Source organism: Methylobacterium sp. Ger2507 (assembly GCF_055231875.1).
Window position 1 is genome coordinate 4,270,713 of record NZ_JBUYVC010000001.1, and the last position, 14,292, is coordinate 4,285,004.

General features: G+C 67.4%; 16 protein-coding genes. 5 read left to right on the forward strand and 11 right to left on the reverse strand.

Going from position 1 to position 14,292, the window contains the following annotated elements:
- The first annotated feature begins 15 nt into the window (after positions 1 to 15).
- The 3 genes from ACV7NL_RS19760 to ACV7NL_RS19770 all read left to right on the forward strand — a co-directional run bounded on the left by ACV7NL_RS19760 (position 16) and on the right by ACV7NL_RS19770 (position 2,498).
- Positions 16 to 315, forward strand: a complete 300-nt coding sequence (locus ACV7NL_RS19760; protein WP_463356606.1) for a DUF3862 domain-containing protein — start codon at positions 16 to 18, stop codon at positions 313 to 315.
- Between the two features lie 141 nt (positions 316 to 456).
- Complete coding sequence (locus ACV7NL_RS19765; RefSeq protein ID WP_463356607.1) at positions 457 to 852, forward strand: exopolysaccharide production protein YjbE; 396 nt, start codon at positions 457 to 459, stop codon at positions 850 to 852.
- Positions 853 to 1,106: 254 nt separating this feature from the next.
- Complete coding sequence (locus ACV7NL_RS19770) at positions 1,107 to 2,498, forward strand: SLC13 family permease (RefSeq protein WP_463356608.1); 1,392 nt, start codon at positions 1,107 to 1,109, stop codon at positions 2,496 to 2,498.
- Between the two features lie 33 nt (positions 2,499 to 2,531).
- Here ACV7NL_RS19770 and ACV7NL_RS19775 read toward each other — a convergent pair whose 3' ends face one another.
- The 4 genes from ACV7NL_RS19775 to ACV7NL_RS19790 form a co-directional block, all read right to left on the reverse strand.
- The gene (locus ACV7NL_RS19775; protein ID WP_463356609.1) at positions 2,532 to 3,836 is read right to left on the reverse strand and encodes a DUF2254 domain-containing protein; all 1,305 of its coding nucleotides are present in this window, start codon (positions 3,834 to 3,836) and stop codon (positions 2,532 to 2,534) included.
- Positions 3,833 to 4,828 carry a mechanosensitive ion channel family protein gene (locus ACV7NL_RS19780; protein WP_463356610.1) on the reverse strand — a complete coding sequence of 332 codons (996 nt, stop codon included), beginning with the start codon at positions 4,826 to 4,828 and terminating at the stop codon, positions 3,833 to 3,835. The genes ACV7NL_RS19775 and ACV7NL_RS19780 overlap by 4 nt, the downstream gene beginning before the upstream one ends.
- Positions 4,829 to 4,935: 107 nt before the next feature.
- Entirely contained in the window at positions 4,936 to 5,220 is a 285-nt protein-coding gene (locus tag ACV7NL_RS19785) for a hypothetical protein (protein WP_056184286.1), read from the reverse strand.
- A gap of 26 nt (positions 5,221 to 5,246) precedes the next feature.
- Positions 5,247 to 5,705, reverse strand: coding sequence for a PRC-barrel domain-containing protein (locus tag ACV7NL_RS19790; RefSeq protein ID WP_463356611.1), 459 nt, complete (start codon positions 5,703 to 5,705; stop codon positions 5,247 to 5,249).
- 386 nt (positions 5,706 to 6,091) lie between these two features.
- Here ACV7NL_RS19790 and ACV7NL_RS19795 point away from each other — a divergent pair, with 386 nt between their 5' ends.
- Both ACV7NL_RS19795 and ACV7NL_RS19800 read left to right on the forward strand, forming a co-directional pair.
- Positions 6,092 to 6,643 (forward strand): fasciclin domain-containing protein, encoded by a 552-nt coding sequence (locus tag ACV7NL_RS19795; RefSeq protein ID WP_463357174.1) that lies wholly within the window; start codon positions 6,092 to 6,094, stop codon positions 6,641 to 6,643.
- Between the two features lie 639 nt (positions 6,644 to 7,282).
- The gene (locus ACV7NL_RS19800) at positions 7,283 to 8,536 is read left to right on the forward strand and encodes a cation:proton antiporter (protein WP_463356612.1); all 1,254 of its coding nucleotides are present in this window, start codon (positions 7,283 to 7,285) and stop codon (positions 8,534 to 8,536) included.
- A 99-nt stretch (positions 8,537 to 8,635) separates the two neighbouring features.
- On the opposite strand, the gene ACV7NL_RS19805 is transcribed toward ACV7NL_RS19800, so the two are convergent.
- From ACV7NL_RS19805 to coxB, 7 genes are read right to left on the reverse strand one after another with little or no spacing between them, the layout of a single operon-like run.
- Positions 8,636 to 9,115: an MgtC/SapB family protein gene (locus ACV7NL_RS19805; RefSeq protein ID WP_463356613.1), complete on the reverse strand. Its 480-nt coding sequence runs from the start codon at positions 9,113 to 9,115 to the stop codon at positions 8,636 to 8,638.
- 10 nt (positions 9,116 to 9,125) lie between these two features.
- Complete coding sequence (locus tag ACV7NL_RS19810) at positions 9,126 to 9,698, reverse strand: DUF4396 domain-containing protein (RefSeq protein WP_463356614.1); 573 nt, start codon at positions 9,696 to 9,698, stop codon at positions 9,126 to 9,128.
- A gap of 26 nt (positions 9,699 to 9,724) precedes the next feature.
- A complete protein-coding gene (locus tag ACV7NL_RS19815) occupies positions 9,725 to 10,081 on the reverse strand; it encodes a c-type cytochrome (RefSeq protein ID WP_463356615.1) in 357 nt (118 codons plus the stop codon).
- The gene (locus ACV7NL_RS19820) at positions 10,072 to 10,485 is read right to left on the reverse strand and encodes a hypothetical protein (RefSeq protein ID WP_463356616.1); all 414 of its coding nucleotides are present in this window, start codon (positions 10,483 to 10,485) and stop codon (positions 10,072 to 10,074) included. The genes ACV7NL_RS19815 and ACV7NL_RS19820 overlap by 10 nt, the downstream gene beginning before the upstream one ends.
- Positions 10,486 to 10,489: 4 nt before the next feature.
- Positions 10,490 to 11,122 carry a cytochrome c oxidase subunit 3 gene (locus ACV7NL_RS19825; protein ID WP_463356617.1) on the reverse strand — a complete coding sequence of 211 codons (633 nt, stop codon included), beginning with the start codon at positions 11,120 to 11,122 and terminating at the stop codon, positions 10,490 to 10,492.
- Positions 11,115 to 13,103, reverse strand: coding sequence for a cytochrome c oxidase subunit I (gene ctaD / locus ACV7NL_RS19830; protein ID WP_463356618.1), 1,989 nt, complete (start codon positions 13,101 to 13,103; stop codon positions 11,115 to 11,117). The genes ACV7NL_RS19825 and ctaD overlap by 8 nt, the downstream gene beginning before the upstream one ends.
- 10 nt (positions 13,104 to 13,113) lie before the next feature.
- Positions 13,114 to 14,091, reverse strand: a complete 978-nt coding sequence (gene coxB, locus ACV7NL_RS19835; RefSeq protein ID WP_463356619.1) for a cytochrome c oxidase subunit II — start codon at positions 14,089 to 14,091, stop codon at positions 13,114 to 13,116.
- Positions 14,092 to 14,292: the final 201 nt, after the last annotated feature.

Below are 14,292 nucleotides of genomic sequence, written 5' to 3' on the forward strand. Positions count from 1 at the left end.
CCCGCCGGTCCCTCCATGTCGAATCTTCAATATACGGCCGCCCTGGCCGTTCTCCTTGCCTTCGGAATCGTACCGGCAACCGCGTCCGAGTGCCGCGCGACCCGCGCGGCCTACGGCGCCCTGAAGCACGGCATGCCCTACCACCGGGTCGTCGAGATCCTGGGCTGTCCCGGCCGGACGGTGACCCGGATGAGCATCGGCGAGACCCGGCGCACGACCTATGCCTGGCAAGGGACCGGCCGTTACGGTGCAAACCTCACCCTGTCGTTCCGCAATGGCCAACTGACGAGCAAGTCGCAGCTGGGACTGAACTGATGACCCCGAGCACAGCGTTTTGGGAGGATCATCGCGATGGACCGGGTCAACGCGCCCTGGTGAGCCCCCGGATAGCCATCCCGAATAGGAACCCGATGGTATCGGAAGGCTTGTCGGAGACAACGTCAACAGTCTGAGGATATGTCGATGCGCTCCTTCGCTCTCGCCGCTGTCGCCACCCTGGCCTTGGCTGCGCCGGCCCTCGCGGCCCCTTGCAACACGGGAGCTACGCGCTCCAAGGACCCGACGCCGGACCATGTGAACCCGAAGAGTTCGGACGTCGACAAGTCCAGCAAGAACTTGGCCGGCGGTCCGCAGCCCGCTTCGCCGGGCACGGTCGGTGCCATGAACAACGTCGGCACCAACCAGATGGTCGGTGAGAAGCCGGGCTCCGAGGCGAAGAACGACCAGGGCAACGGCGTCGGTACGTCGAGCAAGAACCTCGCCGGCGGCCAGCAGCCCGCTTCGCCGGGCACGGTCGGGGCCATGAACAACGCCGGCGCGAACCAGGGCCTTGGCAAGGACGACAACTGCTGAGGCACGCCGTCTGAGCGAAACCACCCCACTGGGCCCGCCGAGCACTGCCGAGGCGGGCCCTTCCCATGTTTGCCCCACGTCATCGAAGACCTTGGCGGCCAAGGACCCGACCCGCCAATGAAATTTCATGGCCTTTTGGCATTCCCAGGTCTTAGGGAGCGCCTCGACACTTGGCATGCCGCGTCCGGGGATACGTGTCTCCCTGACCGAACGGCGGCCGCACCGTCGCTTGTCCCGGCGCGGGTCTGTCAACCATGCAGATGACGAGCGCTCGGACGCTTTCGGCCACCGGACTTCTTGTGGCCCTGGCCTTCGCCGTGACCCTGCCGGAGGACCTGGATTGGCCGGCGCGGGCGGCCATGCTGGCCTTCGGGGGCGCCGCCATCTTATGGGTCCTGACCGGACTCAGCGCGGCCTATGTCGCCGTCGCCGCGGCCGTGTCCCTGGTTGCGGTCCGGGCCATCGAGCAGCGCGCGCTGATCGAGGGCCTCGGCTCCAAGGTCGTCTGGCTCGTCATCGGCACCTTCGTGCTCGGCGCGGCGGTTGAGAAGAGCGGGCTTGCGGGCCGGCTCACCGCCCTGATCGCCGGGCGCGGGACCAGCGTCGGCGGGCTGATGTGGCGCCTGACCCTGGGCATCGTCCCGCTCGCCTTCCTGATTCCCTCCACCTCGGGGCGGGCCACGGTGCTCCTGCCGCTGCATCGCAGCCTCACCGAGGCCGACGACGACCCGCGCCTCGCCAAGGCCATCGGACTGCTGATCCCGGCGCTCATCGTGCTCTCGACGATCGGCAGCCTTACCGGCGCCGGCTCCCACCTCGTCACCGTCGACCTGCTGGAGCGGCTTTCCGACCAGAGCATCGGCTTCGGGCAATGGATGCTCTGGGGACTGCCCTTCGGCGTTGCCGCCTGCCTGATCACGACATTCCTGATCGGCTACCTCTTCCTCGACGCCGAGACCCGCGCCCGGCAGGTCGCGGAGATCGAGGCGTCGTCAGGCCCCTTGTCCGCCAAGGAGTGGCGGGCCGCGGCCGTGGTGCTCGCCATGCTGGGTCTGTGGCTGACGGAGGGCTATCATCCCTTCGGCATCGCCACCGTGGCGGTCGTCGGCGCGGTGATCCTGACGATGCCTGTCGTCGGCGTCCTCGACTGGGAGGACGGTGTGAAGGCCGTGAACTGGTCGCTCGTCCTGTTCATCGCGGCCTCCCTCGTGCTCGGCCGCGCCCTGATCTCGACGGGCGCCGCGAAATGGCTGATCGGCTCCGCGCTTTCCGCAAGCGGTCTCGGGCCCGACAGCCCGACGCTTCCGATCCTGCTCGGATTGACGGCGCTCGGCCTGACGGCGCACCTCTACATGGTGTCCCACACCGCGCGGGTGGTGGCCCTGCTGCCACCCCTGCTACTCCTCGCAGACAGGCTCGGCCTCAACCCGGTCGCGGTCGCCTTCCTGGCAAATGCGGGCATGGATTACTGCCTCACCCTGCCGGTCTCCTCGAAAGCGCTGCTGATCTTCCAAGTCGAGGAGCGGCCGGCCTGGACCTCGACGGATCTGCTCAAGCTGGGGGCGCTGCTGGCCCCGGCCTACGCGGCGCTGATCATCGTCGCCTACTACGCCTTCTGGGCGCAGACTGGCTTGGCGCTCAGGTAATCCGTTACCCATTGCCCGACGCTGGGCATGTTCTTAAACGGGCGCTTGCGAGAACGGGGTCGCGACGGCGTGGAATTGGCGATGTCGCGCTTCGAGGTCGGCGAGGTCGTTGGGATCCGCGACGTCGCGCCGGGCGGCAGCGACCACGAGGTCGGCGTGACGGGCGAGTTCGGCGGTCCGGTCCTTGAGGCGCTCCACCTCGGCGACGCGGGTGAGCACGTCGAGCAGCCGGGCGAGGACATGCACCGATCCGGCAGCGTTCTGGCGGATCATGTGGAACATGGCATCGCACAGGCCGTCGTAATCGGTCACGGGCAGGACGAGCACCACCCGGCCGTCCCGGACGACGGCACCGGTGGGTAGATGGCGTGATGCCACCCGGCACAGGGCATCGCCGAGATGGTCGACGACGCTGCCGGCCGTGAAGGGGTCGTTGATACCGGGCGAAAGCGCCCGGACCGCGATCTCGACCAGTTGCCGGATCGAGTATTCGAGGTCCTGCAGGGCGGCCGGGCGGCGCCCGAAGGTCAGGGCTCGCCCGAGCGCCACCTCCGCATTCGCGATACCGGCGGGGAGAAACGCGACGGGTAACCCGCTTGGCGCATAATCGCCGGGCCGCACCCTTAGGGCGACGGTCGCACCGTGCTCCTGCGCCCAGTCGGCCAAGGCATCCTCGTCCACGGCCTGGAGGTAGCCGCTGGCGTCGATGGAGACTCCGCCGCTGATGGGCAGCCGGTCCGGGAGCGTCATGCCGGCCGCTTCACAGGTCCGGGCTTCGACGGCGGCGCAGAGGTCGCGATGGACCGCATCGACCACCGTCTCGACATTGATGCTGGCCGCGATGTGGTGGACGAACCAGACCAGGGTCGCCAGGGAGAGGAGCGCCAGGAGCATGGCCCCCGTGATCGCGAGGTGCGGGACGAAGGGGCTCTCCTGCACCGTTCGCACGGTGCGCAGGACCATGAGCGCATAGGCGAAGGTGCCGAGGAAAATACCCAGGACGATCTGGTTGCGGGCGTCACGGGTGAAGTTGCGCAGCAGCCTCGGGCCCATCTGCCCGGAGGCCAGCGTCAGGGCCGCGATGGTGATGGAGAAAGTGGTGCCGGCGACCCCGATGGTCGAGGACGCGACCGCGCTCAGGAGCGCCCGGGCCCCCTCGGCGCCTCCGGAATAGCCCCAGTTCTTGTTCGGCGAGGAGGCGTCGTATCCGGCGACATGGGCGGTCTCCAGCCAGATCCCGAGCTGGGCGAGGCCGATGCAGCCAAGGACGATCAGAGCGGGCCGAAGCCAGAACTGGTCGCCCAAAGATTCGATCCAGGCGCGTAGGCGTGCCCTCATGCCGGTTCATCCTTTGCTTCCGAACCCCAGCATTCGGAGTTCTCACGTCGGACGTTGTCACGATCCGCGCGTAGCACCTGCCACCGCGCCCGCGGCGGGCTTTTGCCGGCGGGCCAGCCCTCGCGCTGGCGCGTGCGGTCCCCATCCGACGCCTCGGTCTGGTCGTGCAGGAGAACCTGGCTCGTGGGGTAAGGCAGGTCGATGCCGGCTGCGGTGAGCGCGTCCTTGACGTTGGAGATGGCGTGGTCGAGGGCGTCCATCGCGTCGCGCCGCCGAGGCGGGTCGATCCAGAAGCGCGCCGTCATGTCGACGCCGGCGGCCCCGAGACCGGTGACCAGCGCCTCCGGGGCTGGGTCGGCCAGGACCCCTTCGGTCCCGCGAAGGGCCTCGACGATGACGCGCCGCGCCTCCTTCATGTCGTCCCCGTTGCCGATGGTGAGCGGGAAGGCGAGCCGACGCTTGTCGTGTGCGGTGATGACGGTGATCTTGTCGACGAACAGCGTGGCGTTCGGGATCAGCACGCGTTGGTTGTCGTAGGTGCGCAGCACCGTCGCCCGCACCCAAACGTCCTCGACCGTGCCCTCGTGCGATCCGACCCGGATCTGATCGCCAATGACGAAGGGTCGGGTCAGCAGGATGAGGATGCCGGCCAGCAGGTTCTGCAGCACGTCGCGGAAGGCGAAGCCGATGGCGACGCCGCCGATGCCGAGGAGGTTGAACAGGTCGGCGGCCGAGACGGAGGGGAAGGCGACCGAGGCCGCCACCAGGAACGAGACCAGGATGGTCATGCCGCCGGCGATGCGCCCGAGCACCGAGGCGGACCCGGGCGAGGCCTCCCGTAACGTGGCGGCGCGGCGAACGGCGGCACGGACCCCGCGCGCGACCAGCAGGCCGAGGCCGAACAGCACGAGGGCGACGGCGAGCCCCGGCAGCAGGGCGGCGGCCGAGCGCCCCAGTCCTTCGAGGCGCCCGAGCGCTTCCGAGAAAATCATGAGAACCGTGGGTCATGGGAAAGCCGCCGGTGGCGGGCGTGCCATCCGGCGGCGTTTTAAAGGGCTATTGGCGCCGTCACGGACCGCGCAGACCTATCACGCTGATATCAGCGACGCGGGCCACCGGACGTTCCGCCGTACTGCTGTCCGCCGAACTGGCTGCGCGAGGGCATGCTCGCGTTGCCGCGGCTGGCCGAGCCCTGCCGCATGCGATGCTGGCGCATCATGCGGTGACGACGCATCTGACGCCGCGTCATGCGGACCTGTACGAGTTCGCCGCCATCCGAGGCCGTGACGCCGGAGGCGTTCATGGGCAGGGCGGCCGAGGGCAGGCTGAAGGCGCAGAGGCCGAGGCCAGCCAGGAGCGCCGAGGCGAGAATGGTGTGCTTCATGGTTAGGTCTCCTCTTTCTGCGGGGATCACATCTTCTTCTTGGAATACTCGAACTTCGGCGCGTTCTTCAGGGTGTCCTTGTCGGTGTCGGCATGGACCATCCACTTGCCGTCCTTGTTGTTGATAGCCAGCGAAGAGGGGTCGAGCACGACGTAGCTCTCGCCGAGCCCAAGGAAGCCGCCGACGCTGACAACGACGCCGGTGAGGGTCTTGCCGTTCTCGATGACAAGGTCCTCGACCTCGCCAACGATCTCATTCTTGTTGTTGTAGACGGTGGTTCCGACGAGCTTCGAGGACATCACGTCGGCGGGCTTCACAGTCATGAACTTCAGCTTCACCGTGGCGGTGTCGGCCATCTTCATGCCCGTATCGGACGTCGCCGGCATCGCGGTGCCGGGTGCGGGCGCGGCCGGTGTGGTCTGGGCAAGCACGGGCAGCGACAGGCAGGTGAGTGCAAGGGCGGCGGCGAGGGTGCGATAGGACAAGGAGATCTCCGGGAATGGGGCCTGAACGGACTGGAATACCAGCGAAGCCTGGAGGGTAATTGACCGACGCTCGGTCGACCGGTTCGCAGGTCCAACGCGCCCCTTCAGGAAACGTTCATGTCAATCGATCGGCTTCATTCGAAGTATTGGCCGGACAAGCCGGCATCGTGTATGGCCCATGGGATGGGCTGCCTCGATATCAAGAGGTAACTTAGATGCGTAATCTAAATTGATAGTCTTTCAGCTATGGGAATGACCGAGTGTCATGTCTCTGTTTTTATGAAATTATTGTGATCAGAACGCTGAAACCGTTCGGCAATTCGGTGCGTAAGGATGGCATGAGCCTCGATTTGCGAAGCTTCATCTCACCTAAAGGGTTCCCCATGATGCGCTCGCCCCTGAACGCCGCCGTTCTCGCCATCGGCCTGACCGTGGCCGCTCCCGCCTTCGCCGAAACGTCCCCCATCGTCGGTGGCGCGCCCATGATGGCCGACAAGACCATCGTCGAGAACGCGTCCAAGGCCAGCAACCTCACGACCCTCGTCGCCGCCGTGAAGGCCGCGGGCCTCGCCGACACCCTGAGCGGCAAGGGTCCGTTCACGGTCTTCGCCCCGACCAACGACGCCTTCAAGAAGCTGCCCGCCGGTACGGTCGACTCGCTCCTGAAGCCCGAGATGAAGAAGACCCTGACGGGCGTGCTCACCTACCACGTCGTCCCGGGCAAGCTCGACGCCAAGGAGCTGATGGCTAAGGCGAAGATGGGCGGCGCCGACGCCAACCTGAAGACGGTCGAGGGTCAGGTCCTGACGGTGAAGATGGACGGCAACCGGCTCGCGCTGATCGACCAGAAGGGCGGCGGCGCCTTCGTCGAGCAGGCCGACGTGAACCAGTCGAACGGCGTGGTGCACGTGATCGACAGCGTGCTGATGCCGAAGTAACCCGCCAAACCAGTTGGCCCTCTCCCCACGCTGGGGGTGGGGCCAACTCGCGTCTCCCTGTGGTCGGCGTGGGTCGAGTCATCCCGGCCCACGCCACCATGCGTGTCCGGAAGGGGAACAAGGACGGCGCGCGGCGCTTCGACTCTACGGCACCGACGCCCAGGCGTCCGACAGGAACCCCGCCGATGCAGATCTGCAGCTTCTCCCGCCCCGCATGGGGCTGCGCCACCGCGCGTCTCGCCGGCTCTCTTCTCATCGTTGCCGGCCTCGTCCTGGCCAGGCCGGCGGTCGCGCAGTCCGCAGCGAGCTCCATCGACCAGCCCACCTCCGGAACGATGCCGTCGGGAACGTCGACCACGAAAGGGTCGGATGCGGTGCGCCATTAGGGCACCGGTGGGGTCGCGCCGCCGAGCGCGATCCAATCCTCGACGGACGTCATGCATTCCGAAGGCTCGGTTCAGGGCAAGGACCAGGGCGGCAGGACGAACCCGATCCAGCACCTTCCGAAGGACATGCGCTGAGGCGCACGGGGCGTGCACCCGGCCGCGGAGGACATGACCGAACGGGCGGATCCGCATCGACTGCCCTCGTCCATCGAAACATCCCGGCAGGTCGTTGCTGCGCAAACGGTGAATGCCCGTGATCTCCATCTTCGACCTCGCCGCGATGCTGCTGACCCTCTCGGCCCTGTTCGGCTGGCTGAACCGGCGGTTCCTGCGGATGCCGCACACCATCGGCCTCCTCGTCATGGGACTTGCCGCCTCGCTGGCCCTCGTCGGCCTCGACCTCGCCTTCCCATCTCAGCACCTCTACGACGATCTCACGAAGGTGCTGCGCCAGGTCGACTTCACCGACGTGGTGATGAACGGCATGCTGGCCTTCCTGCTGTTCGCCGGGGCGATGAGCCTCGACCTGCGCACGCTCCGCGACCGCGCCTGGGCCGTGGCCACCCTAGCCCTCCTCGGAACCCTGATTTCCACCGCCATCGTCGGCGGTGGGTTCTGGCTTGCGGCCGACCTCATCGGCCGGCCCATCCCGCTCGCGTGGGCGCTCGTCTTCGGCGCGCTCATCAGCCCGACCGATCCTGTGGCGGTCCTGGCGACCCTGAAGAACGTCAAGGTCCCCGAGGCGCTGGAAGTCGAGATGCAGGGCGAGGCCCTGTTCAACGACGGCGTCGGCATCGTGCTGTTCACGGTCCTCGTCGCCTTCGCGGCGGGCTCGGGCGGCGAGGCGACGAGTGCCACCGGCATCTCCCGGCTCCTGCTGCAGGAGGCGGGCGGCGGCCTCCTCCTCGGGGTCGTCACGGGCTACGTCGCCTACCGGGCGATGCGGACCATCGACGACTTCCCCGTCGAGGTGCTGATCACGCTGGCGCTCGTGGCCGGGACCTACGCCCTCGCGCAGAAGATCCATGCCAGCGGTCCCCTCGCGGTGGTCGCCGCAGGATTACTGGTCGGCGACCGGGCCTCGCGCGACGCGATGAGCGAGCGGACCCAAGGATACGTTTCCGCCCTCTGGACCCTCATCGACGAGGTGCTGAACTCGGTGCTGTTCCTGTTGATCGGACTGGAGGTGCTGGTTCTGCGTTTCGAGGCGAACGGTCTTCTGCTCGCCGCCTGCGCGGTGCCCATCGTCCTCCTCGCCCGGCTGGTGGCCGTGTCGATGCCCCTCCTCGTCTTCCGCTGGGGTGGTACCCTTTCTCCCCGCAACGTTCCGTTCCTAACCTGGGCGGGGGTGCGCGGCGGCATCTCCGTGGCGCTGGCGCTGTCGATTCCAGAAAGCGATGCCAAGCCCGCAATCCTGGCGGCGACCTACGCGGTGGTGCTGTTCACCATCATCGTCCAGGGCTCCACGCTCGGGATGGTGGCGCGAAGGACGTTGCGAGATATGTAAAGCTCCACGCCGGTGGGCACCAAGGTTGATCCCGGACCTTCACCCCACGTCCCCTGACCCCGTCTGAAGCCTAACCTGCGAAGGGGGCTGCCAAGGGCCTCAGTCCTCGTCCTCGTGCCGGGCAAGCCCGGCTCGCTTCAGCGTGGTGACCACCGTGAGGATGAGGAGCCCGAAGCCCATCGCGACGGCGAGCAACCGGAACTGCGCCGCCCCGGCCACGATCCCGGCCGAGGCCGCCAGCCAGATACTGGCCGCCGTCGTCAGGTTCCGGACCGTGCGCCGCGGGTCGCCCCTGGCGACGAAGATCGTGCCGGCGGCGATGAAGCCGATGGCCTGCGCGAGCCCCTGGATGACGCGGAGCGGATCGGCGTCGCCGCCATGGCTCTGGACCTCGGCATAGAGGCTCAGCGCCGAGGTCGTGATCATGGCCGAGCTCAGCGCGACGAGCGCATGCGTACGGATGCCGGCGTCCTTGCCACGCCACTCGCGCTCGAAACCGAGCAGCAATCCGCAAACCGTGGCTAGGCCTAAACGGAGAAGGATGTCGACCAGTGGGATGGCGGTGAGGTCGGGCGGCATCGGCGTCGGCCTATATGCGCTCTTTAATTCCGGAGAAGACGAGCCACCAGTTCACCGGGTAGGCCGTGGCGAAGCCCGCCACCATTGCGACCTGCATGATGAACCAGAACGCGACCGTGTTCACCTCCGCCCTGGGCGCGCAAAGCCCGAAGGCGAACAGGAAATCGAGCACCCAGACGGCGTATATTGTCTCGGCGAACAGGCTCTGCCAGCCGAACCAGATCGCCACCGCCAGCACGAGGAAAGCGAGCCACTCGGTGAGAACGTCGCCGAGCATGCAGCCGGCCCTGCGGTGGAGCGCGCCCTTGCCGACCATCACGGGGAACGGCATGCCGGTCACGTTCGGCGGCGTTTCGTGCCGCTCCATCGCCGCGTGGGGCGCCTCCCTGATGGCGAGACGTCCGTAGCGGACATAGGCCCAGATCACCGCGACCGTCCCGAACAGCGCCGTGACCGGCCAGACGACGTTCATGATACCCATGTGCTGCGGATGCCGGACGACGTCGATCGAGACCACGAGGGCGCAGCCGGCCCCGAGAAGCAGAGCGGCAATCGCGAGACCATGCAGCCAGTCGGGAAACATCGGCTCCCTCCCTTGATCCGTCCGCATCAGCGTAGGGTTGCGAGATAGGTGGACAGCACGCGGGCGTCGCGCGCGTCGAGGCCCATATTGGGCATTGCGTTGCCCGGAACGACCGATTGCGGGTCGCGCAGCCACCGGACCATGTTGTCGGGCGTGTTGCGCAGCATCCCGGCAATGAAGACGCGCCGGCCCATGCCGGTGAGTGGCGGCCCGACATGACCGCTCGCGCCGGTAATGCCAGGGATCACGTGGCACCCGCCGCAACCATGGGCCTCGACCAGCCGGATCGCCTCCGCATCGCCGTGGGACGTCGCCGGCTCGCCACACGCCCCGAGCGCAGCCGCGAGGACGGCGAGGCCCAGTCCCCCGCCGATCAGACGCATGTCATCACCAGCAGCAGGGGGAGGATGGCGAAGGCGATGCCGATGGCAAAGCCGATGCTGGTGACGATGCCGCAGAGGGCGAGGAACCGGGTGCGGCCCTCGCCCACCTCCAGGGTCCTCTGCTGCTCGCCGGCCTGCTCGGTATGGCTGCGCCGCCAGCCATCGTAGGAGATCCAGAGCGCGCCGAGGGCGGCGGCGAGACCCAGAAGATTGAGGCCGAGCAGGATCGTCCAGGGGAGTCCCGCCGATCCGGATCGGGCGCAGGCCTCGCTGGTCAGGCCGTAGTTGACGAGGCTCACGCCGATCCAGGCAGCGGGCGCGCCGGTCAGGCCGAGGAGGATCGCGAGACCGCCGACCCGTCGGCGTTGCGGAGCCGGATGCCCGGCGGCGATGTCCGATGCCATGGTGCTAACCGAGGTAGGGCGACAGCGAGAGGGTCGCGAAGACGGCGATCTCGGCCGCGACCACGAAGTACCAGTAGGCCGCTCCGATCAGGACCGGGGCCGCGCGGGCGGGGCTGACATAGCCCCGCAGCGTCCAGACCAGGAGCGCGCCGAGCACGCAGAGCCCGACGAGGAGATGGGCGACGTGGATGCCCGTGATGGTGAAGTACAGCGACGCATAGGCGCCCGGAACCAGCCCGGCATGGGCCCGCCAATCGAGGAACTGGAGCCCCGCGAAGGCGAGGCCGAGGACGAGGGTGAGGGCAAGGCCCAGCGCCACCGGCTTCAGCCGTCCCCGGTGCAGGCTGCGCTCGGCCCAGCCCATCGTCGCGGCGCTCACCAGGGCGACGAGAAGGTTCGGCAGCGCGTAGGCGAGGCGCGGCGGCCCCTGCGGCGGCCAGGCCCCCGTGGCGAAGGCCGCGGTGTAGAAGTAGCCGAAGACCAGGTACCCGAAGATCGAGGCTTCGGTCAGGATGAGGAACAGCATCCCAAACCAGCCCGACGAGCGATACCCGCCGACCGTGCCCACGGGCAGGCGCCGGGCATCCGGTTCGACGTGATCCGGCGCGGTTTGGTCGAGGGTGGCGGTGCTAGACATGAGCCGCTGCTCCTTGAGTCGCCCCGCCCCGCAGAGCAGGTTCGCGCTGGCCGAGTTCCACCTCTGGCCAGAGCCAGACCAGGATGGCTAGACCGGTGCCCAGCAGGGCTGCCCCGGCGAACCACCAGGCGTGCAGCAGCATCGCCACGAACAGGATGGAGAGGGCGAGGGTGAGCCAGAACGGCGCCTGGCTGTCGCCGGGCATCTTGAGGATCACGTCGGGCTCGGCGTCGAGCATCGTCGTGGCGATGGTCTCGCGGCCCTGGTCGAGGAGGAGGCCGGAATCCAGCCGGGAGCGCTCGGTGCTCTCTGCCTCCAGGCGGTCCTCCCAGAGCGGATGGCGGCTCGCCACCGTGGGGATCACGGCGAAGTTGTAGGGCGGCGGTGGCGAGGTGGTCGCCCATTCGAGGGTGGGGGCGTCCCAGGGGTTGTCACCCGCCCGCTCGCCCGCCCGGAGGCTGACGACGATGTTGATGAGGAACAGAAGTACGCCGGCCGCGAACAGGAACGAGCCGAGGGTGGTCAGGAGGTTGAGGTTGGTCCAGCCCATCTCGGCGCCGTAGGTGTAGACCCGGCGCGGCATCCCCATCAGCCCGGTGATGTGCATGGGGAAGAAGCCAAGGTTGAAGCCGACGAACATCACCCAGAAGTTCCAGGCGCCAAGGCGCTCGCTCAGCATCCGGCCGGTGAACTTCGGGAACCAGTAGTAGATCCCGCCGATCACCGGGAAGACGTTGATCCCAACGAGCACGTAGTGGATGTGCGCGACGACGAAATACGTATCGGTGAGTTGCCAGTCGACGGCGACGGCCCCGGTCATCACGCCGGAAACGCCGCCGATCACGAAGAGCAGCACGAAGCCCGCGAAGAACAAGAACGCCGTGGTGAGGACCGGCCGTCCGGTCCAGATCGTGGCGATCCAGGCGAAGACCGCCACCGCGCTCGGCACCGCAATCACGATCGAGGTCGCCGAGAGGAAGGACAGGGCGAGGTCGGGCACACCGGTGGCGAACATGTGGTGGACCCACACGCCGAACCCGAACACCATCGTTGCCACTGTCCCGAGTGCAACCAGGGTGTAGCCCACCAGGGGACGCCGACAGAACGTCGGCAGCGCGTCCGAGACGATGCCCATCGCGGGCAGCACCAGGGCGTAGACCCAGGGGTGCCCGAACATCCAGAACAGGTGCTGCCAGAGCAGTGGCGGTCCGCCATTCTTCGCCTCAAAGAAGCTCGTGCCGAACTGGCGGTCGAGCCAGAGCAGCAGGCAGGCGAGGCTGACGGCCGGCACCGCGAAGATGTTGGCGACCGAGGCGGTCATCGTGCCCCAGACCAGGATCGGCAGCCGGTTGATCGACATGCCGGGCGCCCGGGTGCGCAGCAGGGTGACGATGAAGTTGATCGACCCGACGGTTGTCGAGATACCGAGGAAGATCAGGCCGAGCAGGTACCAGTCGATGTTCGGTCCGGCATTGTAGGTCTTGGAGGCATAGGGAACGTAATTGAACCAGCCGTCGTCGGGTGCCTGGCCGATGAAGAAGCTCGCGTAGAGGAACAGGCCCGAGGCCAGGAAAATCCAGTAGGACAGGGCGTTGAGGCGCGGGAAGGCCATGTCGCGCGAGCCCAGCAGCAGGGGCCAGAGATAGTTCGAGAAGCCGGACAGCACGGGAAACGAATACAGGAACATCATCGTCACGCCGTGCATCGTGAAGAGCTGGTTGTAGGCCTGCGGCGAGATCAGGCTTCGGTCCGGTCCAGCAAGTTGGAGGCGGATCGCCAGGGCTTCCAGGCCGCCCGCGATGAGAAATGCGAAGGCCGTGACGATGTAGCGGATGCCGATGATCTTGTGGTCGACCGTGGCGACGATGCCCAGGAGGCCCGGCTCCGTCCGCCAGATCCGCTGGAGTCGCTCGCGAACCTCTGGGCCGGGGCGCACCACCGTCTCGGGGACCCGATCGTCGGCCGTTCCTGCTTCCGCCATCGGGCGTCCTCTAATCGAGCGTGTCGAGATAGGCCTGGACCTGGGCGAGTTCCGGCCCCGAGATGTCGAGCCTCGGCATCTTGGCGCCCGGCTTGATGTGCTGCGGGTCGGCGATCCAGGCCCCGAGATGGCCGGGTGTGTTTGGGAGCGTGCCGGCTGCAAGGGTCGCGCGGCTCTTCAGGTGGCTGAGGTCCGGCCCGAGGCGACCCCCGATCTGTGTTCCCCGCACCGCGTGGCACAGGCCGCACTTGGCGGCGAAGGTCGTCTGCGCCTCCACCAGGGCCCCGCTGACCCGCGGCGCCGGGGCGCGCTGGCGTTCGAGCCAGGCCTCGAATGCGGGGCGATCCTCTGCGATCACCACGAAGGCCATATGGGCGTGCTGCTTGCCGCAATACTCGCTGCATTGCCCGCGATAGGTGCCGGGCACCCGGGCTTCCAGCCAGGTCGTGTTGGTCTGCCCGGGGATCACGTCGGTCTTCCCGTGCAGGGCGGGCACCCAGAACGAGTGGATCACATCTTCGCTCTTCAGCGTGAACGCCACCGGCTCGCCAACTGGGATATGGATCTCGTTGGCCGTGGTGAAGGTGCCGTCGTGCGGCTCGCCGGCGTAGCGGACCCCCCACCACCATTGCCGCGCGGTGATCTCGATGGTGAGCTTCGGCTTGCCGGACGGCGTCGCCACGGCGGAGAGCACCACCATGGTCCAGACGGCAATGCCGAACAGCGCCACGGTCGAGATTCCGACGCCGACATAGATCCAGGGCAGGCCGCTGCCGCTGCGCTTCACGGCCAGGGCGTGGGGATTCTCAGCGTCGGAAGCAGGCCGCCGCCGCAGGATCGCCCCGCCAAGCAGGATCGCGATGAGGACCGAGACGAGGCAGGAGATCACCATCGTCCCATAGGTCAGGGGCAGGATGGCGTCGGCGCGCGGGCCATACGCGGTCAGGTAGTTGAGGGGCGACCCATCTGCGAAGGCCGGTGCCGGCATGAGCAGGGCGAACGTGAAAACCGATCCCGATCGGATTCGTCTCGTAGAACGTACTAGATCAGTGAAAGCAAGTAACAAGGAACCGGAGGGTTGCTTCAAGTCAATCCCCTCGATGGTCTGGCTAAAAAGAGAATCCTGTCATTCGATGAGATGACGGATTCCGGAGATGATCGGGCAAGAGCCTAGGTCGGTAAGAGATGT

Excerpts from the sequence above, each read along its gene's own strand:
- ACV7NL_RS19820 (WP_463356616.1), bottom strand. The coding sequence starts at position 10,485 with ATGGCATCGGACATCGCCGCCGGGCATCCGGCTCCGCAACGCCGACGG.
- ACV7NL_RS19775 (WP_463356609.1), bottom strand. The coding sequence starts at position 3,836 with ATGAGGGCACGCCTACGCGCCTGGATCGAATCTTTGGGCGACCAGTTC.
- ACV7NL_RS19765 (WP_463356607.1), top strand. The coding sequence starts at position 457 with ATGTCGATGCGCTCCTTCGCTCTCGCCGCTGTCGCCACCCTGGCCTTG.
- ACV7NL_RS19815 (WP_463356615.1), bottom strand. The coding sequence starts at position 10,081 with ATGCGTCTGATCGGCGGGGGACTGGGCCTCGCCGTCCTCGCGGCTGCG.
- ACV7NL_RS19805 (WP_463356613.1), bottom strand. The coding sequence starts at position 9,115 with ATGCCGCCCGACCTCACCGCCATCCCACTGGTCGACATCCTTCTCCGT.
- ACV7NL_RS19780 (WP_463356610.1), bottom strand. The coding sequence starts at position 4,828 with ATGATTTTCTCGGAAGCGCTCGGGCGCCTCGAAGGACTGGGGCGCTCG.
- ACV7NL_RS19785 (WP_056184286.1), bottom strand. The coding sequence starts at position 5,220 with ATGAAGCACACCATTCTCGCCTCGGCGCTCCTGGCTGGCCTCGGCCTC.
- ACV7NL_RS19795 (WP_463357174.1), top strand. The coding sequence starts at position 6,092 with ATGCGCTCGCCCCTGAACGCCGCCGTTCTCGCCATCGGCCTGACCGTG.
- ACV7NL_RS19825 (WP_463356617.1), bottom strand. The coding sequence starts at position 11,122 with ATGTCTAGCACCGCCACCCTCGACCAAACCGCGCCGGATCACGTCGAA.
- ACV7NL_RS19760 (WP_463356606.1), top strand. The coding sequence starts at position 16 with ATGTCGAATCTTCAATATACGGCCGCCCTGGCCGTTCTCCTTGCCTTC.
- coxB (WP_463356619.1), bottom strand. The coding sequence starts at position 14,091 with ATGCCGGCACCGGCCTTCGCAGATGGGTCGCCCCTCAACTACCTGACC.
- ACV7NL_RS19810 (WP_463356614.1), bottom strand. The coding sequence starts at position 9,698 with ATGTTTCCCGACTGGCTGCATGGTCTCGCGATTGCCGCTCTGCTTCTC.
- ACV7NL_RS19770 (WP_463356608.1), top strand. The coding sequence starts at position 1,107 with ATGCAGATGACGAGCGCTCGGACGCTTTCGGCCACCGGACTTCTTGTG.
- ctaD (WP_463356618.1), bottom strand. The coding sequence starts at position 13,103 with ATGGCGGAAGCAGGAACGGCCGACGATCGGGTCCCCGAGACGGTGGTG.